Origin of the sequence: Pseudomonas sp. AL03 (genome assembly GCF_029960815.1) — a bacterium.
In the GTDB taxonomy this organism is placed as follows: Bacteria; Pseudomonadota; Gammaproteobacteria; order Pseudomonadales; family Pseudomonadaceae; genus Aquipseudomonas.
The window spans coordinates 45,314-71,442 of sequence record NZ_JASBRE010000020.1 but is presented as its reverse complement, the minus strand read 5'-3'; the positions used below and the strand labels follow the sequence as shown (position 1 = coordinate 71,442).

Here is a 26,129-nt window from a genome sequence, read left to right as displayed (position 1 = left end):
CGTTCGGCTGTGGGAAGGGACGCGGAGCGTCCCGGGCTGCGTTCCCACGCAGAGCGTGGGAACGATCAGTAACGAAAAAGTGTTGCTACACGATCAGAACAAATCGATCGGCGCCGCTTCATCCGCTGGCAGTGGGCTGCCCGGCGCAGTGCCGTTACCCAGCTCATTCGCCGACGGCGGCGTGTCTTCAGCCTTGAACAGCTCGAAGTAGGCGCCTGGCGTGCCTGGGGTGGCTGCACGGCCGCTGACCGGGTCGACTCGCAGGCTGAGGATGCCTTCGGGCTCTTGCTGCGTATGGGGCGGCATGTCTTTGAGTGCGGCGCCCATGTAACTCATCCAGATCGGCAGGGCGACGGTGCCGCCGAACTCCTTGCGACCCAGGCTTTCAGGCTGGTCGAAACCGGTCCAGACGGTCGTTACATAATCGGCGTTGTAACCCGAAAACCAGGCGTCCTTGGATTCGTTGGTGGTACCGGTCTTGCCCGCGATGTCGGTGCGGCCCAAGGCGAGGGCGCGGCGACCGGTGCCGAGTTTGATCACGTCCTCGAGCATGCTGTTGAGGATGTACGTGGTGCGGCCATCGACGATGCGCTCGGCCACGGCCGGCGTTTGTGGTGCTGGCTGGGCAGTCAGGGTTTCGCCCGGGGTTGCGTTGACGGTGAAGGCGTTGGCCGCGACAGGGGCGGCGATGCCGTCGGTGGCGACGTCGCCTTTCGGGACGCTCGGCGGGTTGGCGACGAACAGCGTGTCGCCATTGCGGCTTTCGATCTTGTCGATGATGTAGGGAGTGATCTTGTAGCCGCCATTGGCGAAGGTGCTCCAGCCCGTGGCGATTTCCATTGGCGTCAGTGTCGCGGTGCCCAGGGCCAGGGACAAGTTGCGTGGCAAGTCCTGCTTGTTGAAGCCGAACTTGCTGATGTAATCAATGGTGCGGTCGACGCCCAGCGCCTGCAGCAAGCGGATCGACACCAGGTTGCGCGACTTGTAGAGCGCTTCACGCATACGGATCGGGCCGAGGAAGGTGTTGGTGTCGTTCTTCGGACGCCAGACTTTGTCCAGGTACTCGTCAACGAACACGATCGGTGCATCGTTCACCAGGCTGGCGGCGGTGTAGCCGTTATCCAGCGCGGCACTGTAGACGAACGGCTTGAAGCTCGAGCCCGGTTGGCGCTTGGCCTGCATGGCGCGGTTGTAGTTGCTCTGTTCAAAGGCGAAACCGCCGACCAGGGAACGAATGGCGCCATTCTGCGGGTCGAGGGAAACCAGTGCGCCCTGAGCCTGCGGGATCTGGCTGAATTTCAGCGAATTGTCTGGCTGACGCTGTACCCGAATCAGGTCGCCGACCTGGGCGACGTCCGACGGCTGCTTCGGATTGGCACCCATGCTGTTGGTGTTCAGGAACGGACGCGCCCATTTCATGCTGTCCCAACCGACGTGTTCGTCACCGGTACGGGTCAGCACCTGTAGGCCCGTCTTGTCGACCTGGGTGACGATGGCAGGCTCAAGGCTGCTGATGGTGCGCTGTTTGGTCAACTCGGTTGTCCAGGCCTCGCGAGTCTTGCCCGGCAGGCGCGACTCCGGGCCGCGATAACCATGACGCTGGTCGTAGGACATCAAACCTTCGTGGACCGCGGTGTTGGCCATTTCCTGCAGGTTGCTCGGCACTGTGGTGGTGACGCGGAAACCTTCGGTATACGCATCGCTGCCATAACGGCCGACCATTTCGGCGCGGGCCATTTCAGCAATGTACGGCGCGTTCACTTCCGGGGTCGGCACGTGATAGCTGGCGTTCAGCGGCTCGTTGATCGCCATGGTGTAGTCGGCTTCGGTGATCTTGCCGAGCTTGTACATGCGTCCAAGGATCCAGTCGCGACGTTCCTTGCTGCGGGCCGGGTTGGCCAGCGGGTTAAAACGCGAAGGGGCCTTTGGCAGACCGGCGATCATCGCCATCTGCGCGAGGCTGACGTCACGAATCGATTTGCCGTAATAGACCTGCGCCGCCGCCTCGATGCCATACGCGCGGTTACCCAGATAAATTTTATTGACGTATAACTCAAGGATCTCGTCCTTGGTCAGCTGCCGTTCGATCTGCAGGGCGAGGAGAATTTCGGTGGTCTTGCGCGAGAAACTGCGTTCGCTGGTCAGGAAGAAGTTCTTCGCCACCTGCATGGTGATGGTGCTGCCGCCGGACTGAATGTGTCCGCTTTTTACCAACTGGGTGGCCGCGCGCATCAAGCTGCCAGGGTCGACGCCGTAGTGGTTGGCGAAGTTGTCGTCTTCAGCACTTAGTAACGCATTAATGAAATTGGGGGGAATGTCGGCGAAACGGATCGGTGTACGGCGCATTTCGCCAAATTCTGCGATCAACTTGTTGTCGCTGCTGTACACCCGCAAAGGGATCTGCAACTGAATGCTTCTCAGCGCCTCCACGGACGGTAATCCCGGACTAAGGTAGAGAAACGCGCCGCTAAGACCGAGGAGCAGTCCGCAGAAAACGGCGACGATGGACCATCCGAAAAATTTCAGCAGACGAATCAAGGCTTTTGGACATCCAGGGCAAAGAATGAATGAGGCATCAGGGTTCGGATAACAGGGAACGACCCGCGCTTGAAGTAAAAACCGGAAAAAAACGCTGGGCATTATAAGCATTTTTCCGTCGAGGGCGTCATTTGCGCTGCTGTCAAGACGGGTGGTTTGAACGCAACTGATATTACAGAGTCCGTAAGACACGGATAGTCATAGGGAATTGGTAGTGCTAGGACTCTTCAATAAAAAGGCCAATACGCTTCTGGGGATCGACATCAGCTCCACGTCGGTAAAGCTTCTGGAGCTAAGCCGCCAGGGCGACCGTTATCGGGTCGAGACCTATGCGGTGGAGCCTTTGCCCGCCAATGCGGTGGTCGAGAAAAATATCGCCGAGCTCGAAGGCGTGGGGCTGGCACTCGCGCGCGTACTAGTCAAGGCCAGAACCAGCCTCAAGAACGTGGCCGTGGCCGTGGCCGGTTCGGCGGTGATCACCAAGACCATCGAGATGGATGCCGGTCTTTCCGACGACGAGATGGAAAACCAGCTGAAGATCGAGGCCGATCAGTACATCCCTTATCCATTGGACGAAGTGGCCATCGACTTTGAGGTCCAGGGTGTTTCCGCGCGCAACCCCGAGCGAGTCAATGTGCTGCTGGCGGCCTGTCGCAAGGAAAACGTCGAGGTCCGGGAAGCGGCCCTGGCTCTGGCCGGCCTGACGGCGCGCGTGGTTGACGTCGAGGCCTATGCGCTGGAGCGTTCTTTCGGATTACTGGCGGGGCAACTGGCTGCTTCTCAGGAGAGTCTGACGGTAGCGGTGGTCGACATCGGCGCGACCATGACCACCCTGAGCGTGCTGCACAACGGACGAATCATTTACACCCGCGAACAATTGTTCGGCGGTCGTCAACTGACGGAGGAAATCCAGCGACGTTATGGGCTGACGCTCGAGCAGGCCGGGTTGGCGAAGAAGCAGGGCGGTTTGCCGGACGATTACGTCAACGAGGTGTTGCAGCCGTTTCGCGATGCGCTGGTGCAGCAGGTGTCGCGTTCGTTGCAGTTTTTCTTCGCCTCCGGTCAGTACAACTCGGTTGATCACATCCTGCTGGCCGGAGGTACCGCGTCGGTCTCGGGGCTGGATCGGTTGATCGAGCAGCGATTGGGCACGCCGACGCAAGTAGCCAACCCATTCTCCAACATGGCCCTGAGCAGTAAGGTCAACGCCGGTGCCCTGGCCAGCGATGCGCCGGCACTGATGATCGCTTGCGGGCTGGCCCTCAGGAGTTTCGACTGATGGCACGGATCAATCTTTTACCTTGGCGTGAAGAGCAGCGTGAAGCGCGCCGCAAACGCTTTTTGCTGGCGCTGGTCGGTGTGATGGTGGGGGCAGTGGGCGCGGTGTTGATCGCAAACCAGGCCATCAATGGCGCCATCGATCGGCAAGTTGCTCGTAATGACTACATCGGAAAACAGATTGCTGTGGTCGACGAGCGGATTAAACAGATCAGCGATTTGAAGGCCCGTCGCCAGCAACTGGTCGAGCGCATGCGCATCATCCAGGACCTGCAAGGCAACCGTCCGATCAGCGGGCGGATCTTCGATCAGTTAGCGCGTACCTTGCCGGACGGAGTGTATTTCACCGAAGTGAAAATGGCTGGCAAAACCCTGTCCATTACCGGCGCCGCAGACTCCAACCATCGTGTTTCGGATCTGATGCGTAATCTGGATGCGTCGGACTGGTTCAATGTGCCGACCCTGACGGAAGTCAAAGCGACCACTGCTAGTCAGCTGGACCAGGCCAACGTCTTTCAATTAACCGTTCGTCAGACTCAGCCAGCCGCTGCGGAGGGCGGTCAATGACTCCGTCTGAATGGTTTGAGGGGCTGCGCAAGATCGACATCAACGACCTGGACACCAATAACATGGGTTCCTGGCCGCCAGCCATCAAGGCGCTGGCGGGTATTCTGCTGATGGTCCTGGTGCTTTCACTGGGCTACAGTTTTTCCGTCAGCGACCTTCAGAGCCATCTCAATCTCAAGCGCGAGGAAGAGTCGACCCTCAAGGAGCAATTCGCCAACAAAGCCCACATGGCGGCGAATCTCGAGCTGTATACCCAGCAGATGAAGCAAATGGAGAACTCCTTTGGCGTGCTGCTGCGGCAATTGCCCAGTGACACCGAAGTGCCTGGTCTGCTGGAGGACATCACTCGCACCGGCCTGGGCAGTGGCCTGGAATTCGAAGAGATCAAACTGCTGCCAGAGGTCACGCAGCCGTTCTACATCGAGCTGCCGATCCAGATCACCGTCACCGGTGCCTATCACGACCTGGCCACCTTCGTCAGCGGCGTGGCCGGGCTGCCACGGATCGTCACCTTGCATGACTTCGACCTTGCGCCGGCTAACCCGGAAGGTGGTCCGAAGTTGCGCATGAGCATTCTTGCCAAGACCTACCGCTACAACGACAAGGGGCTGCAAAAATGAGCCCGATTCGTTGCTTTTCGATGGTTGTGTTGGTCGCCGGCCTGGCCGGTTGTGGCAGCGACAGTGACTTCAGCGACCTGGACGCCTACATGAATGAAATGCGTTTGCGTGCGCCCGGCAAGATTGAACCAACACCGACATTTCGGTCTTACCCAACATTCACGTACAACGCCGCCAACCTGCGAAGTCCGTTTTCCCGACAGATAAGGGTCGACCTGGCCGGCCAGAAGCACGGCTCACGCAACGTCAAACCTGACCCTGATCGGGTCAAGCAATACCTCGAAGGTTTCAACATCGAGCAGTTTGAAATGGTCGGTACGATCGCTAATGCGACCGGCTCCTTTGCGCTGGTGCGCGGGGCGGGTGGGGTGCATCGGTTGAAAGTCGGCGATTACCTGGGGCGTAACGATGGGCGGATCGTCGCTATCAGCGGCTCGCAGGTCGATGTGGTCGAAATCGTTCCCGACGGCCAAGGCGCCTGGCTGGAGCGGCCGCGGACCATCCCTTTGAAAGAGCACTCATAGTGGAACTCGAATAATGAACAGGATTTTCTCAACCTTCGGTATTTCGCTATGGATAGCGTTGCTGTCGCCGATGGTACAAGCGGCTAACCTCAAAGCGCTGGATGTTGCAGCGCTGCCGGGGGACCGCATCGAGTTGAAGTTGTCGTTCGATGGGCCGCCACCGCCGCCCCACGGTTACACCACGGAACAACCGGCTCGGATTGCGCTGGATCTGCCCGGCGTAGTCAGTCAGCTAAAAAGCAAAAATCGTGACCTGGGCGGTGGGAATGCCCGCAGCGCCACGGTGGTGGAAGCCAAGGACCGTACGCGACTGATCATCAATCTGACCCAGTTGACCCCGTATAACGCACGGGTCGAAGGCAACAATCTGTTTGTGGTGGTCGGGCAAGGAGCCAACAAAACGGCCTCCAGCCCAGCGCCAAAAACGCAGCGCGCCGCGACTGCAACGCCCGCCCCGGCGAAAGCCTATGCGCCGGTAGGCAAGGCCATTCGGGGTGTGGATTTCCAGCGCGGCACTCAGGGCGAAGGCAATGTGGTCATCGATCTGTCGGATCCTTCTATCGCCCCGGACATTCAGGAGCGCGACGGCAAGATCATCCTCGGTTTCGCCAGGACCCAATTGCCTGAGCCGTTGCGTGTACGTCTGGACGTCAAGGATTTCGCCACGCCGGTGCAGTTCGTCAACGCCAGCGCTACCGGTGATCGGGCCACGATCAGCATTGAGCCCAGCGGCGCATTCGATTATTCGACTTACCAGACCGACAACAAGCTGACCGTCAGCATCCGGCCGATGACCGTCGATGACTTGCAGAAGCGCAACACTGAACGTTTTGCCTACACCGGTGAAAAACTCTCGTTGAATTTCCAGGACATCGATGTGCGTTCGGTGCTGCAACTGATCGCCGATTTCACCAATCTCAATCTGGTCGCCAGCGACACCGTGCAGGGCGGCATCACGCTGCGTTTGCAGAACGTACCGTGGGATCAGGCACTGGATCTGGTGTTGAAAACCAAGGGTCTGGATAAACGCAAGATCGGTAACGTTTTACTCGTGGCGCCGGCCGATGAAATCGCCGCTCGCGAGCGCCAGGAGCTTGAGTCGCAGAAGCAGATTGCCGACCTGGCGCCCCTGCGTCGGGAACTGTTGCAGGTCAACTACGCCAAAGCTGCCGATATCGCCAAGCTGTTCCAGTCGGTGACCAGTGCCGAGGCAAAGGCCGATGAGCGGGGCTCGATCACGGTTGATGAGCGGACCAACAACATCATTGCCTACCAGACCCAGGATCGCCTTGACGAACTCCGCCGTATCGTCGCGCAACTGGATATCCCGGTGCGTCAGGTGATGATCGAGGCGCGTATCGTCGAAGCCAACGTCGACTATGACAAAAGCCTCGGTGTGCGTTGGGGCGGTTCGTTGCAGAACAAGGGCAACTGGAACGCCTCAGGCGTCAGCAACGGGGCTAACGCTTCGTCGACCATCGGTACGCCCGGCAGCACCAGCACCAACTCGCCGTTCGTCGACCTGGGCGCCGCCTCCAATACCTCGGGGCTCGGCATCGCGTTCATCACCGACAATGTACTGCTCGATCTTGAGCTGACGGCCATGGAGAAAACCGGCAACGGCGAAATCGTCTCGCAGCCCAAAGTGGTCACGTCGGACAAGGAAACCGCGAAAATCCTCAAGGGCACGGAGATTCCCTACCAGGAAGCCAGCTCCAGCGGCGCGACCTCGGTGTCGTTCAAGGAAGCCTCGCTGTCTCTGGAGGTGACGCCGCAGATCACCCCGGACAACCGGATCATCATGGAGGTCAAGGTTACCAAAGATGAACCGGACTACCTGAACAAGGTGCAGGATGTACCGCCCATCAAGAAAAACGAGGTCAATGCCAAGGTCCTGGTCAACGACGGCGAGACCATCGTGATTGGCGGAGTTTTCTCAAATACTCAGAGCAAGGTTGTAGATAAGGTGCCATTTCTCGGTGATGTGCCGTATCTTGGCCGCCTTTTCCGGCGTGACGTGGTTTCGGAGAAAAAATCCGAGCTGCTGGTATTTCTCACTCCGCGTATCATGAATAACCAGGCGATTGCTGTGAGTCATTGATTCTGTGCGAAATTTGATTCTTGTTGGACCGATGGGGGCTGGAAAAAGCACCATCGGCCGGTTGCTGGCCAAAGAGCTACGCCTGCCGTTCAAAGATTCCGATAAGGAAATTGAATTGCGCACGGGCGCCAATATCCCGTGGATTTTCGATAAGGAAGGCGAACCGGGTTTTCGTGACCGCGAGCAGGCGATGATTGCCGAGCTGTGCGGGTGCGATGGCGTGGTGCTGGCGACTGGTGGCGGCGCGGTGATGCGCGAGGCCAATCGTCGGGCGCTGCACGCCGGGGGTCGGGTGGTCTATCTGCATGCGTCAGTCGAGCAGCAGGTGGGCCGCACTTCTCGCGATCGCAATCGACCACTGTTGCGCACTGCCGATCCGGCCAAGACCCTTCGGGATCTGCTGGCGATTCGCGATCCGCTTTATCGGGAAATCGCCGATCTGGTGGTGGAAACCGATGAGCGGCCGCCGCGAATGGTGGTACTCGATATTCTCGAGCGCTTGCAGCAGCTACCTCCCCGTTAATGCGTAGCGCGAAATGCGCTATCCTCGGCGTCCTGCCACAGCCGCTCAAGGTTGTGGCGGATGGCTACCGAACGGCGTCACACCAGCCGACGCCGTGGACATTCGTTAACTCAAGGCAGGACGCCTGATTCCATCTTCACTGTGGGGACACATGCAGACACTCAAGGTCGATCTAGGCGAGCGCAGCTACCCGATTCATATTGGCGAAGATTTGTTGGATCAGCCTGAGCTATTGGCCCCGCATATCCGCGGACGGCAAGTGGCGATCATCTCCAACGAGACCGTTGCGCCGCTCTATCTCGAGCGTCTGACCCGTAGCCTCGCACAGTTCTCGGTGGTTTCCGTGGTGCTGCCCGACGGCGAAGCCTTCAAGACCTGGGAAACCCTGCAACTGATTTTCGACGGTCTGCTGACCGCACGGCACGACCGCCGTACCACGGTGATCGCTCTTGGTGGTGGCGTGATTGGTGACATGGCCGGTTTTGCTGCCGCCTGCTACCAGCGTGGTGTCGATTTCATCCAGGTCCCGACCACGCTGCTGTCGCAAGTCGACTCTTCGGTGGGTGGCAAGACCGGGATCAACCATCCCCTGGGCAAGAACATGGTCGGCGCTTTCTATCAGCCGAATGTGGTGCTGATTGATACCGCTACCCTCAATACCCTGCCGGCCCGCGAACTGTCCGCCGGGCTTGCCGAGGTGATCAAGTACGGGCTGATCTGCGACGAGCCGTTCCTGACCTGGCTTGAAGAAAACGTCGATCGCCTGCGCGCCCTGGACCAGGTCGCCCTGACTTACGCCATCGAGCGCTCTTGCGCGGCCAAGGCTGCGGTGGTCGGTGCCGACGAACGGGAGACCGGTGTTCGCGCCACGCTCAATCTGGGTCACACCTTCGGCCACGCCATCGAAACCCATATGGGCTATGGTGTGTGGTTGCATGGTGAAGCGGTCGCTGCTGGCACCGTAATGGCCTTGGAAATGTCCGCGCGCCTGGGCTGGATCAGCGAGCAAGAGCGCGATCGCGGCATTCGTCTGTTCCAGCGTGCCGGCCTGCCGGTCATCCCGCCTGAAGAGATGACTGAAGTCGATTTTCTCGAACACATGGCAATTGACAAGAAAGTGATCGACGGTCGTTTGCGCCTGGTGCTGCTGCGCCACATGGGCGAAGCGGTGGTGACCGACGATTATCCGAAAGAGGTTTTACAGGCCACGCTGGGAGCGGATTACCGCGCTCTGGCTCAGCTTAAAGGTTAATAAGATCCCGATGACTAGTTTGCACGCCGACGAGGCTTTCCTCGGCCATTACCAGTTGAGTCATGACCCTTTTGCTCCACGGGTGCCTGGCTTCAAATTCTTCCCGGCCCAGCGCAAACCGGTGCTGGGACAACTGCATCACCTGGCACGCTACAGCCAGTTGCTGCTGGTCGTCACGGGCCCGCAAGGCAGTGGCAAGACGCTGTTGCGCCAGGCCCTGGTGGCCAGCACCAACAAACAATCGGTGCAGAGCGTGGTGGTTTCTGCCCGTGGTGCCGGCGATGCGGCGGGTTTGCTGCGTCAGGTTGCTCAGGCGCTGAACGTGGCCCAGGTCGAGATCGGCGCGATTCTGGCTCAAGTGGTGCAACTTGCGCTCACGGGGCAGGAAGTCTATTTGCTGGTGGATGACGCCGAGCAACTCGACGAGTCCGCGCTGGAAGCCTTGATGGCCCTGGCCGCCGGTGCACCGGAAGGTCGTCCGCATGTGTTCCTGTTCGGTGAGTCGTCGCTGATTGCTCAACTGGAGGCGCTGAGCCTCGAGGAAGAGCGTTTCCACGTCATCGAGTTGCAGCCTTACACCGAAGAAGAAACCCGCGAATATCTGGATCAGCGGCTCGAAGGTGCCGGTCGGGGCATCGAACTTTTTACCGCAGATCAGATCTCTGATATTCACGAAAGCTCCGACGGTTGGCCTGGCACCATCAACCAGGTCGCCCGCGATGCAATGATCGAAGCCATGATTGCCAGCCGCTCAGCGGTCAAGCGTCCAAGTATGGGGTTCAACATGCCGAAGAAACACGTATTGGCGATTTCCGCCGTCGTCGTGGTCGCGGTAGCCGCCGCCTGGTTGATGCCGGGTCGCAGCAAAGCACCGACCACGGGTGCACCTGCCAACGAACAGGCGCAACTGCCGCTCGGCCAGGGCACGCCACAACCTAACAGCGGCGGCGCGCCAGCCGTCGAATTCGCCGGTAACTCGCAACCGATGCCATTGCCGCTGGTCGGCAACTCGCAGCCGGTCATGCGCGGTCCGCTGGCCGAAGCCGCCGGCGGCATCTCCGAAGGCGACGACGGCGTGCCGGTCGAAGGTTCCAGCGCTACGCCGCCAACCGTGACCACCACCGCGCCTCCAGCAGGTCTGTCGGCCGGTCCTGCACCGACGCCAGCCGCCAAGCCTGTGCCTGCGCCGACTCAGGTCGCTACGGCCAAGCCAGCCCCGGTGCCTGCCGTGAAGCCTGCGCCAGTGGTTAAGCCAGCGCCGGTGACCAAACCCGCCGAGAAACCAACCACCGTGGCCAAGGCCGCCGGTGGCACCTGGTACGCAGGGCAAGCACCGGGTAACTACGTGGTGCAGATCCTTGGCACCAGCTCTGAAGCGGCCGCGCAATCCTTCGTCAAGGAGCAGGGCGGCGAGTACCGTTACTTCAAGAAAGTCCTCAACGGCAAGCCGCTTTACGTCATCACTTACGGTAGCTTCGCCAACCGCGATGCCGCCCTTACCGCCATCAAGGCCTTGCCAGCGAAGGTTCAGGCTGGTAAACCTTGGCCTCGCACTGTCGCCAGCGTCCAACAGGAACTGGCAACAACTCGCTGAAGATTCGGCGGCCTTACCCAGGCCGCCTCTCCCGGCACCTCAAAATTTCTACAAGCGCATGCCGCCTCAGAGGGTCTGTTGGCGCTTGCCGACGACCGCGTTGCGCGCCAACATGTGCGAAGCTGCGTTGCGGGATTTGCCAAGGGGACCACCCTTGGCGGCATCCCGCGCCTTGCCTCGCACACGTTGGCATCACAACGCGGTTCGTCAGCAAGCACCAACAGACCCTCGGTCGCGTGCCTTGTGGTGTCTGCGTCACAGTAGTCTTTGAGTCGTTGCGGTCAACATTAAAAATGTTTTGACTAGCACAGCAGATCGCTTTAAACCTTTCACAAATGCGACATAGATTTGCGACATTTCGTCGTCAAATTTGTGAGCCTCTGTGTCGGTGTGTACAATGACCTCCCTTTTGCCCCCGCAAAGCTGACGAACGTTCGGCGTGGATGGCAAGTGGTTGAATTGAAAAGAAATTTGCCTCGTTAAGAGGCAGCCTGGTGAGAAAGTGTCTATGAAAGCAGGTCTGTACCAACCAGATGAATTCAAGGATAACTGCGGTTTCGGCCTGATAGCCCATATGCAGGGCGAGCCCAGTCATACCCTTTTGCAAACGGCCATCGAGGCCCTGACCTGCATGACCCACCGCGGTGGGATCAACGCCGACGGCAAGACCGGTGACGGTTGCGGTCTGCTGATTCAAAAGCCGGATGTATTCCTGCGTGCGATCGCCCAGGAAACCTTCGGTGTCGAACTGCCCAAGCAATACGCTGTGGGCATGGTCTTCTTCAACCAGGACCCGGTTAAAGCCGAGGCCGCTCGCGAGAACATGAACCGCGAGATCCTGGCCGCCGGTCTGCAACTGGTCGGCTGGCGCAAAGTGCCGATCGACACCAGCGTCCTCGGCCGCCTGGCCCTCGAGCGCCTGCCGCAGATCGAGCAGGTGTACATCGGCGGTGAAGGCCTGAGCGATCAGGACATGGCGATCAAGCTGTTCACCTCTCGTCGTCGCTCGTCCGTGGCCAACGCCGCCGACGCCGATCACTACATCTGCAGCTTTTCGCACAAGACCATCATTTATAAAGGCCTGATGATGCCGGCGGATCTCACCGCCTTCTATCCAGACCTTAGCGATGAGCGCCTGCAAACTTCGATCTGCGTGTTCCACCAGCGCTTCTCCACCAACACCCTGCCGAAATGGCCGCTGGCTCAGCCGTTCCGCTTCCTCGCCCACAACGGCGAGATCAACACCATCACCGGCAACCGCAACTGGGCCGTGGCCCGTCGCACCAAGTTCACCAACGACTTGATGGACCTGGAAGAACTCGGCCCGCTGGTCAACCGCGTTGGTTCCGACTCCTCCAGCATGGACAACATGCTTGAGCTGATGGTTACCGGTGGCATCGACCTGTTCCGTGGCGTGCGGATGATCATTCCGCCTGCGTGGCAGAACGTCGAAACCATGGACCCGGATCTGCGTGCGTTCTACGAATACAACTCGATGCACATGGAACCGTGGGACGGCCCGGCCGGCGTGGTAATGACCGACGGTCGTTACGCGGTGTGCCTGCTCGACCGTAACGGTCTGCGTCCGGCGCGCTGGGTCACCACCAAGAACGGTTTCATCACCCTGGCGTCTGAAATCGGTGTCTGGAACTACCAGCCTGAAGACGTGATCGCCAAGGGCCGCGTCGGGCCGGGACAGATTTTTGCCGTGGACACCGAAACCGGTCAGATCCTCGACACCGACGCCATCGACAACCGCCTGAAGTCGCGTCATCCGTACAAGCAATGGCTGCGCAAGAACGCCCTGCGCATCCAGGCGACCATGGAAGACAACGACCATGGTTCGGCTTTCTATGACGTCGACCAGCTCAAGCAATACATGAAGATGTACCAGGTCACTTTCGAAGAACGTGACCAAGTGCTGCGTCCGCTTGGCGAGCAAGGCTACGAAGCCGTCGGCTCGATGGGCGACGATACGCCGATGGCCGTGCTGTCCCAGCGTGTGCGCACGCCGTACGACTATTTCCGCCAGCAGTTCGCGCAGGTCACCAACCCGCCGATCGACCCGCTGCGTGAAGCCATCGTCATGTCGCTGGAGATCTGCCTCGGTGCCGAGCGCAACATCTTCCAGGAGTCGCCGGAACACGCCTCACGCGTGATCCTCAGCTCGCCGGTCATTTCCCCGGCCAAGTGGCGCTCGCTGATGAACCTCGATCGTCCGGGCTTCGAGCGCGCGATCATCGACCTCAACTACGACGAAAGCGTCGGCCTCGAAGCGGCGATCCGCAACGTCGCCGATCAGGCTGAAGAGGCTGTGCGCTCCGGTCGTACCCAGGTCGTGCTGAGTGACCGTCACATTGCCCCGGGCAAGTTGCCGATCCACGCGTCCCTGGCCACCGGCGCGGTGCACCACCGCCTGACCGAAAAAGGCCTGCGTTGCGACTCCAACATCCTCGTGGAAACCGCGACGGCTCGCGACCCGCACCACTTCGCGGTGTTGATCGGTTTCGGCGCCTCGGCGGTCTATCCGTTCCTGGCCTACGAAGTGCTGGGCGACCTGATCCGTACCGGTGAAGTACTGGGCGACCTCTACGAGGTGTTCAAGAACTACCGCAAAGGCATCACCAAAGGCCTGCTGAAGATCCTGTCGAAGATGGGCATCTCGACCATTACGTCGTACCGCGGTGCGCAGCTGTTCGAAGCCATCGGCCTGTCTGAAGAAGTCTGCGAGCTGAGCTTCCGTGGCGTACCGAGCCGCATCAAAGGTGCGCGTTTCGTCGACATCGAAGCCGAGCAGAAAGCCCTGGCTGCCGAAGCCTGGAGCCCGCGCAAGCCGATCCAGCAGGGCGGTTTGCTGAAGTTCGTCCACGGTGGCGAATATCACGCGTACAACCCGGACGTGGTCAACACCCTGCAAGCCGCTGTGCAGCAGGGCGACTACAGCAAGTTCAAGGAATACACGGCGCTGGTCGACAACCGTCCGGTGTCGATGATCCGCGACCTGTTCAAGGTCAAAACCCTGGACACGCCGCTGGACATCAGCGAGATCGAACCGCTGGAATCGGTGCTCAAGCGCTTCGACTCCGCGGGCATCTCCCTCGGTGCTCTGTCGCCTGAAGCTCACGAAGCCCTCGCCGAAGCCATGAACCGCCTCGGTGCGCGTTCCAACTCCGGCGAAGGCGGTGAAGACCCGGCGCGTTACGGCACTATCAAAAGCTCGAAAATCAAGCAAGTGGCGACAGGCCGTTTCGGTGTAACCCCGGAATACCTGGTCAACGCTGAAGTGCTGCAGATCAAAGTCGCCCAAGGCGCCAAGCCCGGCGAAGGTGGTCAACTGCCAGGCGGCAAGGTCAACGGTCTGATCGCCAAGCTGCGTTACGCAGTACCGGGCGTGACCCTGATTTCGCCGCCGCCGCACCACGACATCTACTCGATCGAAGACTTGTCGCAGCTGATTTTCGACCTGAAACAAGTCAATCCGAAGGCGCTGGTCTCGGTGAAGCTGGTTGCAGAGGCGGGCGTCGGCACCATCGCCGCCGGTGTGGCCAAGGCCTACGCGGACTTGATCACCATCTCCGGTTACGACGGCGGCACCGGCGCATCGCCGTTGACGTCGATCAAATACGCGGGCGCTCCGTGGGAACTCGGCCTGGCCGAAACCCACCAGACCCTGCGCGGCAACGATCTGCGCGGCAAAGTCCGGGTGCAGACCGACGGCGGCCTGAAAACCGGTCTCGACGTGATCAAGGCAGCGATCCTCGGCGCTGAAAGCTTCGGCTTCGGCACCGCGCCCATGATCGCGCTGGGCTGCAAATACCTGCGCATCTGCCACCTGAACAACTGCGCCACCGGCGTCGCGACTCAGAACGAAAAGCTGCGTAAGGATCACTACATCGGGACCGTCGACATGGTGGTGAATTTCTTCACCTACGTCGCCGAAGAAACCCGTGAGTGGCTGGCCAAGCTGGGCGTGCGCTCCCTCGAAGAGCTGATCGGTCGTACCGATCTGCTGGACATCCTCGAAGGCCAGACTGCCAAGCAGCAACACCTGGACCTGACGCCGTTGCTCGGCAGCGATCACATCCCGGCAGACAAACCTCAGTTCTGCCAGGTTGAGCGCAACCCGCCGTTCGACAAAGGCCTGCTGGCCGAGAAAATGGTCGATATGGCCACCTCGGCCATCAACGACATGAGCGGCGCTGATTTCGCCCTGGATATCTGCAACTGCGACCGTTCGATCGGCGCGCGGATCTCTGGTGAAATCGCTCGCAAACACGGCAACCAAGGCATGGCGAATGCGCCGATCACCTTCCGCTTCAACGGGACGGCCGGTCAGAGCTTCGGTGTGTGGAACGCCGGTGGCCTGAACATGTACCTGGAAGGCGACGCCAACGACTACGTCGGCAAGGGCATGACCGGCGGCAAGCTGGTCATCGTTCCGCCGAAGGGCAGCGTCTACAAAACTCAGGACAGTGCCATCATCGGCAACACCTGCCTGTACGGCGCCACCGGCGGCAAGCTGTTCGCCGCCGGGACCGCGGGCGAGCGTTTCGCGGTGCGTAACTCCGGTGCTCACACCGTGGTGGAAGGCACTGGCGATCACTGCTGCGAGTACATGACCGGTGGTTTCGTCTGCGTATTGGGCAAGACCGGTTACAACTTCGGCTCAGGCATGACCGGCGGTTTCGCCTACGTGCTCGACCAGGACAACACTTTCGTTGACCGGGTCAACCACGAACTGGTGGAAATCCAGCGGATCAGCGGTGAGACGATGGAAGCCTATCGCAGCCACCTGCAACGCGTGCTGAACGAATACGTCGCGGAAACCGACAGCGAGTGGGGCCGTAACCTCGCTGAAAACCTCGACGACTATCTGCGTCGTTTCTGGCTGGTCAAGCCCAAGGCTGCCAACCTGAAATCGTTGCTTTCCAGCACCCGTGCCAACCCGCAGTGATATGCGCCTGAAGAGTTTGATGAGGTTTTAACAATGGCTGAACGTCTGAATAACGACTTCCAGTTCATCGATGTCGGGCGCAAAGATCCGAAGAAGAAACTGTTGCGTCAACGCAAGAAAGAGTTCGTGGAGATCTACGAACCCTTCAAACCCCAGCATTCGGCCGATCAGGCCCACCGCTGCCTGGGTTGCGGTAACCCGTATTGCGAATGGAAGTGCCCGGTGCACAACTTCATTCCCAACTGGCTGAAACTGGTGGCCGAGGGCAACATCCTTCAGGCCGCCGAGCTGTCGCACCAGACCAACACCTTGCCGGAAGTCTGTGGCCGGGTATGCCCGCAGGATCGTCTGTGCGAGGGTGCCTGCACCCTCAACGACGGTTTTGGCGCAGTGACCATCGGTTCGGTCGAGAAGTACATCACCGACACCGCGTTCGCCATGGGCTGGCGTCCGGACATGTCCAAGGTCATTCCGACCGGCAAGCGTGTTGCGGTGATCGGCGCAGGGCCTGCTGGCCTGGGTTGTGCCGACGTGCTGGTACGCGGCGGTGTGACGCCGGTGGTGTTCGACAAGAACCCGGAAATCGGTGGTCTGCTGACCTTCGGTATCCCCGAGTTCAAGCTGGAAAAGACCGTGCTGAGTAATCGCCGCGAAGTCTTCACCGGCATGGGCATCGAGTTCCGCCTGAACACCGACGTGGGCAAGGACGTGACCGTCGAGCAACTGCTCGAAGAATACGATGCTGTGTTCATGGGCATGGGCACCTACACCTACATGAAGGGCGGTTTTGCCGGTGAGGACCTGCCGGGCGTGCATGACGCGCTCGACTTCCTTATTGCCAACGTCAACCGCAACCTGGGTTTTGAAAAGTCGCCGGAAGATTTCGTCGACATGAAAGGCAAGAAGGTCGTGGTACTGGGCGGCGGCGACACGGCGATGGACTGCAACCGTACTTCGATTCGCCAGGGTGCCAAGTCGGTGACCTGCGCTTATCGTCGTGACGAAGCGAACATGCCGGGCTCGCGTAAAGAGGTGAAGAACGCCAAGGAAGAAGGCGTGAAATTCCTCTACAACCGCCAGCCGATCGCCATCGTCGGTGAAGACCGCGTCGAAGGCGTGAAGGTGGTCGAGACCCGTCTCGGCGAACCGGACGCCCGTGGCCGTCGCAGCCCCGAGCCGATCCCGGGTTCCGAAGAGATCATCCCGGCCGACGCCGTGGTCATCGCCTTCGGTTTCCGTCCAAGCCCGGCGCCGTGGTTTGAACAGCACAGCATCCAGACCGACAGCCAGGGCCGCGTCGTGGCACCGGAACAAGGTCAGTACAAGCACCAGACCAGCAACCCTAAAATCTTCGCCGGTGGCGACATGGTTCGCGGTTCCGACCTGGTGGTAACGGCGATCTTCGAAGGCCGCAACGCTGCCGAAGGGATTCTGGATTACCTGGGCGTCTGATTGACGCCGGCCCCGCTGATCGTTCCCACGCTCTGCGTGGGAATGCAGCCCGGGACGCTCCGCGTCCCAAAGGCGTGACGCGGAGCGTCACTGGAGGCGTTACCACGCGGAGCGTGGGAACGATCTTTCGGGGGCGAACCCGCGACAAATTGACCCGATAGACAAAAGGCACGGCTCTTGCCGTGCCTTTTGCGTCGCGCTCTGAGAAAATGCCCGCACTTTTTTACCGGATGCCGACATGACTGCCCTGAAGAACGACCGTTTCCTTCGCGCCCTGCTCAAGCAACCCGTAGACGTCACGCCTGTCTGGATGATGCGTCAGGCTGGCCGCTACCTGCCTGAATACCGCGCCAGCCGTGCCAAGGCCGGTGACTTCATGAGCCTGTGCATGAACCCGGAGTTCGCTTGCGAAGTCACGATGCAACCGCTCGACCGCTATCCACAACTGGACGCGGCGATCCTTTTCTCCGACATCCTGACCATCCCGGACGCTATGGGCCAAGGCCTGTACTTCGAAACCGGTGAAGGTCCGCGCTTCAAGAAAGTCGTCAGCACCCTGGCCGACGTCGAAGCCCTGCCAATCCCTGATCCGCACAAAGACCTCGGCTACGTCATGGACGCGGTCAGCACCATCCGCCGCGAACTGAACGGTCGCGTGCCGCTGATCGGCTTCTCCGGCAGCCCATGGACCCTGGCCACTTACATGGTCGAAGGCGGTTCGTCGAAAGACTTCCGCAAGACCAAGGCCATGCTCTACGACAACCCGCAAGCCATGCACCTGCTGCTGGACAAACTCGCGCAGTCGGTCACCAGCTACCTCAACGGCCAGATCATGGCTGGCGCGCAAGCGGTGCAGATCTTCGACACCTGGGGCGGCAACCTCTCGTCTGCGGCGTATCAGGAATTCTCCCTGGCCTACATGCGCAAGATCGTCAGCGGCCTGATCCGTGAACACGAAGGCCGCAAGGTACCGGTCATCCTGTTCACCAAGAACGGCGGCCTGTGGCTGGAAAGCATCGCCGACGCTGGCGCTGATGCGTTAGGCCTGGACTGGACTTGCGACATTGGCGAAGCCCGCCAGCGCGTCGGCAACAAAGTCGCCCTGCAAGGCAACATGGACCCCACCGTGCTCTACGCGAAACCAGAAGCCATTCGCACCGAAGTCGGCCGGATCCTCGCCAGCTACGGCAAAGGCAGCGGTCACGTGTTCAACCTCGGCCATGGCATCACGCCTGAAGTCGATCCGGAACACGCTGGCGCCTTCCTGCGCGCGGTGCATGAACTGTCGGCGCAGTATCACGAGTGATCGTGGCCCAATAACGAAAACGCCCGGCTTTTGCCGGGCGTTTTTGTTTTCAGGTTTTCACGCCGGTCAACGGCGGCAACTTCGCCAGTTTCAACGCCACCAACAGCGCAATCACCAGCAACCCGCCAATGAACAGTCCGATCCCGTTCCACCCGCCGAGGTGCCAGAACACCCCCCCGGCAGTGCCGGCAATACTCGACCCGGCGTAGTAGCTGAACAGATAAAGCGACGACGCCTGCCCCTTGGCCTTGATCGCACGACGGCCGATCCAGCTGCTGGCTACGGAGTGCGCGCCGAAGAAGCCGAAGGTAAAGATCAACATGCCAATGATCACCACCGGCAGCGGCGTGAACATGGTCAGGGCGAGGCCGGCGATCATCAGCACGATGGTCGCCCACAGCACTTTGCGACGGCCGAGTTGGTCGGCCAGGGCGCCGATTTTCGCTGAGCTGTAGATACCCGACAGGTACACCACCGAGAGCAGCCCGACGAAGGCCTGATCCATGTGGTACGGCTCGGCCAGCAAGCGATAGCCGATGTAGTTGAACAGCGTGACGAACGCGCCCATCAGCACAAAGGCTTCGAGAAACAGCAGCGGTAGACCGGCGTCGCGAAAGTGCAGGGTGAAGCCGTCAATCAAGCTGCGCGGGTGCAATGAACGGGCGCGGAAGTTGCGCGACTCGGGAAGGATCTTCCAGAACACCGTCGCCGCGATTAGCGCCAGACCGCCAATCACCAGCATCGCCGTGTGCCAGCTGACAAAGTCGATCAATACACCGGTGATCAGGCGTCCGCTCATCCCGCCAATCGCGTTACCACCGATGTACAGCCCCATGGCCAGGCCGATGTGCTGTGGATGAATCTCTTCGCTCAGATAGGTCATGGCCACCGCTGCCAGGCCGCTCAACGACAACCCGATCAACGCGCGCATGATCAATACGCCTTCCCAACTCGGCATCATCGCGCTGGCCATGGTGCACAAGGCCGCTGCGAACAACGCGGTCACCATCACTGGCTTACGTCCGACGCGATCGGAAATCGGGCCAGTGATCAGCAGACCGATGGCGAGCATGCCGGTGGCCACCGAGAGGATCAGGCTGCTCTGCGCCGCGTTGATGGAATATTCATGGGACAACAGCGGCATCATCGGTTGCACGCAATAAAGCAGAGCGAAGGTCGCGAAGCCGCCGGAGAACAACGCCAGCACCGTGCGCATGAACATCGGCGTGCCTTTTTCGATGTAGATCTCCTTTAATTCGGCGACTACATCGTCAAGCGCTGCGGGCGGAACTTCATGGGCAAGTGGAGCGACAGCAGTTTTCACTTCGGACCTCGGAGGACGCAGCCGGTCAGGCAATGAAAAAAGCATATAGCTGCCTAATGATTCAATCCAATATATTGTTCGACCTGTTTGATAGGTTTAGCGACCTAATGGAGTTTTCATGGAATTGCGTCACCTGCGCTACTTCATTGCTGTCGCCGAAGAGCTGCACTTCGGCCGCGCCGCCCAAGTGCTGGGCATCTCGCAACCGCCGCTGAGCCAGCAGATTCAGGCGCTGGAGCAAGAGGTGGGTGCGCGGTTGTTCGAGCGGACCAATCGTCGGGTCGAGCTCAGTGAAGCTGGCCGGCTGTTTCTGGAAGAGGCGCGGCTGGTGCTGGCGCAGGTTGATAAAGCGGCAGACGTGGCACGGCGGGCGCAGTTGGGTGAGTTGGGCGAATTGAAGATTGGCTTCACCTCGTCGGCTCCGTTCAACTCAACGATCCCTCAGGCGATTTTTTCGTTTCGCCAGCGTTTCCCCGCAGTGCACCTCAACCTGCGGGAGATGAGCAGCACCCAGGTGGCGGAGGCGCTGGTGGATGAGTCGATAGAAGTCGGGATCATGCGGCCGCTTGGGTTGCCGGACTCGCTCAGCGTGGTGGAGCTGATGCGCGAACCACTGGTGGCGGTGCTCAGCTCCAAGCATCCATTGGTGAACGACAGCGAAGAGGGCCTGTTTCTGTCAGCCCTGGCCCTCGAGCCCTTTGTATTTTTCCCACGCAGCTATGGCAGTGGTCTGTACGCACAATTACTCAGCCTGGCCCGGGATGCCGGCTTTAGTCCGCACTTCGCTCAGGAGGCGGGCGAGGCAATGACGATCATTGGTCTGGTGGCGGCCGGGTTGGGTGTTTCGGTACTGCCAGCGTCCTATCAGCGGATGCGCATCGAAGGGGTGGTCTATCGGCCTCTGCTCGATCCTGAGGCGGTGTCGGCCGTGTGGCTGGTGCAGCGCAAGGATCAGAAGTCGCCGATGGCCAAGGCGTTTGTGGAGTTGTTGACGAGTAAGGTTGAGCCGTTGAAGGCGTGACTGCTTTGCAGTCATTCGCTGAAGGGCGTAGGACATTTCCGAACTACCTTGAACAGGCTACAGCGCCTTGCGGCATTGCCTACAACTACTCCAGAATCCGCCGGCTTGTGCGCTTTGGGGGCCATCGGTAACTTGATTCGCGTCACTGATTTCCAGTGATCGGGTTTAGTAGCCCGTGTTTACACGATGCGCATTTGCATGCCGGACAGTCAGGTAATTTCATGCCTGCACTTTGATGGTAGCTGTGCGTAGGGCGCTCTCGGGCGCGCCGGTTCGTGTTTCCCGGTCTACTAACCTGCGTACGGCTGCCACCCTTTTGATTAGTAGCGACTCGGTGGCTCCACTTTGTAGGTAGCCGAAACATGACGAATACAACAACAAACCTACCGGACATCGATCCGGATGCTCCACGCCAACCAAGCAAAATCTTCCTCATCGCCCCCAATATCGACAACCACACCCTACTGGAATACGCCTGTGAATCGCTGGCATCAGCGAATGTCATGGCGAGCGATTTCGCGAGGTATCTGGAAGGATCGCAAAGCAACACACTGCTGGGGATTCAACAGTCGATCATGCTGGGAGAACTCGCAGTAAACCGCGTGCTGGATAACCTCGATCCACGCTGAGCGACGTAACTGATCGTTCCCACGCTCCCGCGTGGGAATGCCTCAACGGACGCTCCGCGTTCGGCTCTGGAGGGGGCGCAGAGCGTCCCGGGCTGCATTCCAACGCAGAGCGTGGGAACGATCAAAATTCCTGGCAGGAGCAAAACCCATGACCGAACAATTCACTCGCTGGGACTCTGCCGAGTACCTCAAGACCGAGGAGGACATGGCCAATTATCTTGACGCTTGTATGGAAGAAGCGGGAGATGATCCAGCATTCATCGCCAAGGCTCTCGGGACCATTGCACGTGCTCGCGGCATGACTCAGGTCGCGCGGGACGCGGGGCTTTTCTCGGGAAAGTCTTTACCGTGCCCTGTCAGGTGAAGGGAATCCAGAGTTCGGTACCATCCTTAAAGTCGTGAAAGCTTTAGGCTTGAAGTTACACGCCAGTACCTGAGCCAAATTAAAAGAAAAAATAAAGGTATGGTCTTGAGCAATACTGCCTGCGTTCCCGAAAGGGGCTTTGCGAGACTCTGAGGATCCTGGGCAACCAGCCATCGCAGAGCCAGACCGGTACAGGGCGATGACAAGCCGACCTGTTTGTGAAGGGGCGCCGAAAGGCGCCCTTTGTCGTTCTAGCGTTACTGAAATCGTTGAATGACTCGATTTATGACCAGCGCAGGAAGATCAGTGGGACGGTTACGACCCCATTGAGCTTCAAGGTTTTGTTGGGGACGGCCGATAACCGTCGTTGGACTCATCAAAACAATGGAGAAACAGGATGTTCAAGCAGTTAACCTTCACCGCGTTGCTGGCATTGACCGCTCTGACCGGTGGTTGTGCTTCGGTAAAAATGGCGGATGAAAGCCAGGACGCTCAGGCCAAGACCTTCCAGGTCACCCCGGACAAAGCCAATATCTACGTTTATCGCAACGAGAGCATGGGTGCAGGCGTGAAAATACCGGTGGCACTTAATGGCAAACCGGTAGGGCAGACCGTCGCCAAGTCTTACCTGATGTTATCCGTCCCAGCCGGTCAACAGACCCTGGTGTCCTCGGCGGAAAACGATTCTGAACTGAAACTCACCGCAGAAGCCGGCAAGAACTACTTTGTCTGGCAGGAGGTGAAAGTGGGCTTCATCAAGGCGCGCAACAACCTGCAAGTCGTCGACGACAAGACAGGCCGCGCTGGCGTCACTGAAAGCAAGTTGATTCAGGCTCAGTAAATGACTGGGCGACCCCTGCGTAAATCGCGGGGGTGGTCCCGTTCACTGCACCCGTACCAAATCCCCGCGCAACGCTACTCGCGCCACAAACACTCCGGCGCGGCATTCATAGGTGTTCAGGTCTTTGCGCACATGCTGATCGTAATAACTCACGATGTTGGTCACCGCATTCGCCCCGATCCGCTTTGCCTCTGCTTGCAACTCGATCAACGTCGATTGCACTGCCCACTCACAGGCATCGAAATCGCTCTTGTTGGAGGCATTGGTGGGCCAATCGCTGACGACATTCGTGCGCAACACTTGAAGGTACTCCGTCGGTCCGTTGCCGGCCAGGTAGAACCTCACGCTGCCATCGAGCCGCCCGGCGCGGATCGCATTGGACAGGACTGTCTCGAAAGGCATGTACATCAGATTGGTCGCCTGGCTGGCACCGGGCAGCAGGCCGAACAGTAACGCGGCGATCAGGGCTTTCACTTGCATGGTCATCTCCTTGACGTGAAAGAGAACCGCGAGTCGTGTGACGGATCAGCGTTTGCGGTTCGAGCAGGTTGGGTGCATGCGGTCTGATTCAGCGAGTGTAGATGGGATTGACTGATCGTTCCCACTCCCGCGTGGGAACGATCAAATCTGACGGGCAATGACTGGTTACGACCAGCGCCGGAAGATCAGCGACGTATTAACCCCACCAAACGCAAAATTGTTGTTCATCACGTACTGGTTGCTCATCTTTCCGAACTCGCCGCGCAGGTAATCGAGCTTGCCGCAGTGCGGGTCGACGTCGTCTAGGTTGAGGGTGTGGACGTACAGGTCGCGATTCAGCATTTCGATGCTGAACCAGGACTCCAGTGCACCGCAGGCGCCGAGGGTTGCACTCAGATGTTACGCGAGGTCAGGAATCCCGCCGCACGGCATCCGTCGGGATATCTTGTCAGCGGCTCACGCGCATGCCAGCTGGATCTTGTGCGGTTCTTGGCCTCCATAGTTGAAAGCTTCGGCTCCATACCACGTACTCAGCAGTCAGTGCTTTAAAAGCTTCGAGTATCGGCTTGTTTACGGCCCAGTTTCCGTGGCGATTTAGGTACACATGAGCTTCGCCGAACACCAGACGGATTTCCCGCGCAGCGAGGGCTTGTGGTAGATAGTTCTGTTTACGGTATTCGGCCAACATCCATTGGGCGATGCGCATGTCTTCATCTGTCCAAGTCATGGCGTGGATTCCTGCTGAAGACCCTTGGTTCACAATTGCTGATCGGGGCGGAAGAGGTGTTGATCGAGAATGCGTTCGACCTGTTGCGGCGTCTTGCACGAGAACCACAGGTTAGCGGGATAAATCACCATGACCGGGCCGTGGTCGCAGCGGCCCAGGCAGCCCGATGCGTTGGCGCGCGATGTTCCCGGTTCACCCATTTTGGCGAGCTTGCGTTTTGCTGCGCTGAGCAGTTCATGAGCGCCTGAGCCTGAGCAACTACGGCGACCATCGAAGCGCAGGTTGGTGCAAATCAGCACATGGTGTTCGTAAGCCAGGGTCGGATCTTCTGCGTCATTCATAGGTGGTCACGACCTCTGTTCAAACTTTGTCGGCAGGAACTGCGGCTTTCGATGGTTCCAGATTGAGGGCGAGTACGCTCGTCAGCACAATGGCCGTTCCTACGATGACCATGACAGAAGGGCGTTCACTCAGAACCAACGAGGCCATCAACATCGCTGTGGGTGGTATCAGGTAAAGCGAAATGGACGCGCGGCTCACGTTGCTCTGTGCCAGTACGTATGCCCAGGCGAGGTACGCAAGGGCGCTGGGGAAGATGCCCAGAATGAGCACCGCCAGGTTGACCGAAGTTGAGGCATTTTGTACTTCGCCCCACAGCCCCGGGATATATACAAGCAGCAGTACCGTGCCCGACCAAATGGTGTAACACACCATCGTCAGCCCGTCATAACGATGGGAATGGCGTTTTTGCAAGGCGAAATATAGACTCCAAGATAACGCCGCCAGCAGAATCAACAGCCCATGCGCGTCCAGCTCACCAAAACCACGGTCCCCGGTGACTACCACCGCGGCGCCGAGTAGCCCGCATAGCACGCAGATCCATTGCCAGCCGTTGACCCTATCTTTGAACGCGAAATGCGCCAATAACGTGCTGAACAGCGGGGTGGATTGTGCCAGTACGCTGGCGGCCCCAGCGCTAATACCTCGTTGGCCGTAGTTGAGGGCGATGTGGTGCAGGCTGACGGCAAAGAATCCCAGCACCGCCAGCAGAGGCAGGTCGTTCAGGCGAGGCAGGGAAATACGCATCACCAATGCGACGCCAGCCATGAACGTTGATGCGATGAGAAATCGCATCAGCGCGAGATGACCGGGCTCATAGGCCTTTAGCCCGATGTGGATTCCAATGGGGGAATAGGCCCAGCAAAGGATTACAAAAATCGTCGCCAAAGCGATTTTTATGCCGGGCCTTGTATTCATTAAGTCGTAACCCTCGACGCAGCCCGATTTTGCATGCTGGGCATGGCACGGGCTATACCGTCCCAGTACTGCTCGGTGATGATCAGGAAGCGGTTGAACGAAGCTTTGACTTCCTCTATGTGCTGGTCGGTGGTGCATTCTTGAGTGGCCGCTTTCACCGCCTGGATCTTGTGTTCTTTTTCTGCATCCCCGATGTGGATGTAGAAGTACTCGCAGTGCTCATGAAAGTCGTCGTTGTTGGCGTACAGGTGCTTATAGTTGCGTGCCCCTTCGTACAAACGGGTAAGCATCGAATAGGCCAGCCATTCCTGAGCCAACAATGTGCCGAGTACATGGCGCGGATTGTTGTTGCCACCGTCGGTGTAGAGACTCAATTGTTCGCGACTAAACGTGTGGCTACTTTCCAACACCGGCAAAGCCGTGAGTTCGTCCATACTGTACGGCCGATCAGCGAGACGGCTGAGAAGGTCGATGAGGTAGCTTTCCAGCAGGGCAAGGTGGGCCTTTTCCGGGTTGCCGTAGCCCATTTCGGAGTACAGGTTTTTGACGATTTCGACTTGAGCGTACAGGTCGTCAGTGCTCACAAATGATAGGGCAACCATACGAGAAGTCTGTGTGGTACGGGCCAGGTAGTTTCGAGCAAACACCTCAACGTCGGCGAGGGGGAGTGAGCCACCCATCCAGCGTCGATAGAATGCGTTATCCAAGGCTTTATGGGTGAAAACACTTTCGGCGAGGGACTGGATTTTTCGCTCAACTAACTCCATAAAAACTCCT

At 59.2% G+C, this 26,129-nt stretch carries 21 protein-coding genes and 2 pseudogenes; 15 read left to right on the top strand and 8 right to left on the bottom strand.

All coding sequences use genetic code 11. The features are described from left to right. Positions 1-93: 93 nt before the first annotated feature. Positions 94-2,538, bottom strand: a complete 2,445-nt coding sequence (locus QK293_RS19325; RefSeq protein ID WP_282379918.1) for a penicillin-binding protein 1A — start codon at positions 2,536-2,538, stop codon at positions 94-96. Positions 2,539-2,752: 214 nt separating this feature from the next. On the opposite strand from QK293_RS19325, the gene QK293_RS19320 reads away from it, so the two are divergent. The 11 genes from QK293_RS19320 to hemE all read left to right on the top strand — a co-directional run bounded on the left by QK293_RS19320 (position 2,753) and on the right by hemE (position 18,709). Beyond that, the gene (locus tag QK293_RS19320; RefSeq protein ID WP_282379916.1) at positions 2,753-3,817 is read left to right on the top strand and encodes a pilus assembly protein PilM; all 1,065 of its coding nucleotides are present in this window, start codon (positions 2,753-2,755) and stop codon (positions 3,815-3,817) included. Then, entirely contained in the window at positions 3,817-4,383 is a 567-nt protein-coding gene (locus QK293_RS19315) for a PilN domain-containing protein (RefSeq protein ID WP_282379914.1), read from the top strand. The genes QK293_RS19320 and QK293_RS19315 overlap by 1 nt, the downstream gene beginning before the upstream one ends. Then, positions 4,380-5,003 carry a type 4a pilus biogenesis protein PilO gene (pilO, locus tag QK293_RS19310; protein ID WP_282379912.1) on the top strand — a complete coding sequence of 208 codons (624 nt, stop codon included), beginning with the start codon at positions 4,380-4,382 and terminating at the stop codon, positions 5,001-5,003. Before QK293_RS19315 ends, pilO begins: the two co-directional genes overlap by 4 nt. Then, positions 5,000-5,527, top strand: coding sequence for a pilus assembly protein PilP (locus QK293_RS19305; RefSeq protein WP_282379910.1), 528 nt, complete (start codon positions 5,000-5,002; stop codon positions 5,525-5,527). Before pilO ends, QK293_RS19305 begins: the two co-directional genes overlap by 4 nt. A gap of 13 nt (positions 5,528-5,540) precedes the next feature. After that, positions 5,541-7,628, top strand: coding sequence for a type IV pilus secretin PilQ (gene pilQ / locus QK293_RS19300; RefSeq protein ID WP_282379908.1), 2,088 nt, complete (start codon positions 5,541-5,543; stop codon positions 7,626-7,628). Positions 7,629-7,632: 4 nt separating this feature from the next. Further along, on the top strand, positions 7,633-8,151 hold the full coding sequence (gene aroK, locus QK293_RS19295; protein ID WP_010464421.1) for a shikimate kinase AroK: 519 nt from the start codon (positions 7,633-7,635) through the stop codon (positions 8,149-8,151). A gap of 151 nt (positions 8,152-8,302) precedes the next feature. Then, on the top strand, positions 8,303-9,403 hold the full coding sequence (gene aroB / locus QK293_RS19290) for a 3-dehydroquinate synthase (protein ID WP_282379899.1): 1,101 nt from the start codon (positions 8,303-8,305) through the stop codon (positions 9,401-9,403). A gap of 10 nt (positions 9,404-9,413) precedes the next feature. Beyond that, positions 9,414-10,997 (top strand): AAA family ATPase, encoded by a 1,584-nt coding sequence (locus QK293_RS19285; RefSeq protein WP_282379897.1) that lies wholly within the window; start codon positions 9,414-9,416, stop codon positions 10,995-10,997. Between the two features lie 508 nt (positions 10,998-11,505). Next, entirely contained in the window at positions 11,506-15,951 is a 4,446-nt protein-coding gene (gltB, locus tag QK293_RS19280; RefSeq protein WP_282379895.1) for a glutamate synthase large subunit, read from the top strand. A gap of 33 nt (positions 15,952-15,984) precedes the next feature. Continuing rightward, positions 15,985-17,403, top strand: a complete 1,419-nt coding sequence (locus QK293_RS19275) for an FAD-dependent oxidoreductase (RefSeq protein WP_282379893.1) — start codon at positions 15,985-15,987, stop codon at positions 17,401-17,403. 238 nt (positions 17,404-17,641) lie between these two features. Further along, complete coding sequence (hemE, locus tag QK293_RS19270; RefSeq protein WP_282379892.1) at positions 17,642-18,709, top strand: uroporphyrinogen decarboxylase; 1,068 nt, start codon at positions 17,642-17,644, stop codon at positions 18,707-18,709. Positions 18,710-18,758: 49 nt separating this feature from the next. On the opposite strand, the gene QK293_RS19265 is transcribed toward hemE, so the two are convergent. Further along, positions 18,759-20,033, bottom strand: a complete 1,275-nt coding sequence (locus QK293_RS19265) for an MFS transporter (protein ID WP_282379890.1) — start codon at positions 20,031-20,033, stop codon at positions 18,759-18,761. A gap of 118 nt (positions 20,034-20,151) precedes the next feature. Here QK293_RS19265 and QK293_RS19260 point away from each other — a divergent pair, with 118 nt between their 5' ends. From QK293_RS19260 to QK293_RS19245, 4 genes and pseudogenes are all read left to right on the top strand, one after another. Further along, the gene (locus QK293_RS19260) at positions 20,152-21,054 is read left to right on the top strand and encodes a LysR family transcriptional regulator (RefSeq protein WP_282379888.1); all 903 of its coding nucleotides are present in this window, start codon (positions 20,152-20,154) and stop codon (positions 21,052-21,054) included. 362 nt (positions 21,055-21,416) lie between these two features. Then, positions 21,417-21,683 (top strand): DUF6124 family protein, encoded by a 267-nt coding sequence (locus QK293_RS19255; protein ID WP_282379886.1) that lies wholly within the window; start codon positions 21,417-21,419, stop codon positions 21,681-21,683. 148 nt (positions 21,684-21,831) lie between these two features. Beyond that, positions 21,832-22,120, top strand: a pseudogene (locus QK293_RS19250) (addiction module antidote protein). A 324-nt stretch (positions 22,121-22,444) separates the two neighbouring features. Continuing rightward, entirely contained in the window at positions 22,445-22,888 is a 444-nt protein-coding gene (locus QK293_RS19245; RefSeq protein ID WP_282379882.1) for a DUF2846 domain-containing protein, read from the top strand. A 42-nt stretch (positions 22,889-22,930) separates the two neighbouring features. Here the strand turns inward: QK293_RS19245 and QK293_RS19240 are convergent, their stop codons facing one another. From QK293_RS19240 to QK293_RS19215, 6 genes and pseudogenes are all read right to left on the bottom strand, one after another. After that, a complete protein-coding gene (locus QK293_RS19240) occupies positions 22,931-23,368 on the bottom strand; it encodes an excinuclease (RefSeq protein ID WP_282379880.1) in 438 nt (145 codons plus the stop codon). A 165-nt stretch (positions 23,369-23,533) separates the two neighbouring features. Next, positions 23,534-23,755, bottom strand: a pseudogene (locus tag QK293_RS19235) (beta-ketoacyl-ACP synthase); the annotation flags it as partial. A 61-nt stretch (positions 23,756-23,816) separates the two neighbouring features. Then, a complete protein-coding gene (locus QK293_RS19230) occupies positions 23,817-24,095 on the bottom strand; it encodes a hypothetical protein (protein WP_282379878.1) in 279 nt (92 codons plus the stop codon). Between the two features lie 29 nt (positions 24,096-24,124). Then, a complete protein-coding gene (locus tag QK293_RS19225) occupies positions 24,125-24,436 on the bottom strand; it encodes a (2Fe-2S) ferredoxin domain-containing protein (protein WP_282379876.1) in 312 nt (103 codons plus the stop codon). 19 nt (positions 24,437-24,455) lie between these two features. Then, entirely contained in the window at positions 24,456-25,352 is an 897-nt protein-coding gene (locus QK293_RS19220) for an EamA family transporter (protein ID WP_282379874.1), read from the bottom strand. Then, entirely contained in the window at positions 25,352-26,119 is a 768-nt protein-coding gene (locus QK293_RS19215; RefSeq protein ID WP_282379872.1) for an iron-containing redox enzyme family protein, read from the bottom strand. The genes QK293_RS19220 and QK293_RS19215 overlap by 1 nt, the downstream gene beginning before the upstream one ends. Between the last annotated feature and the right edge of the window lie 10 nt (positions 26,120-26,129).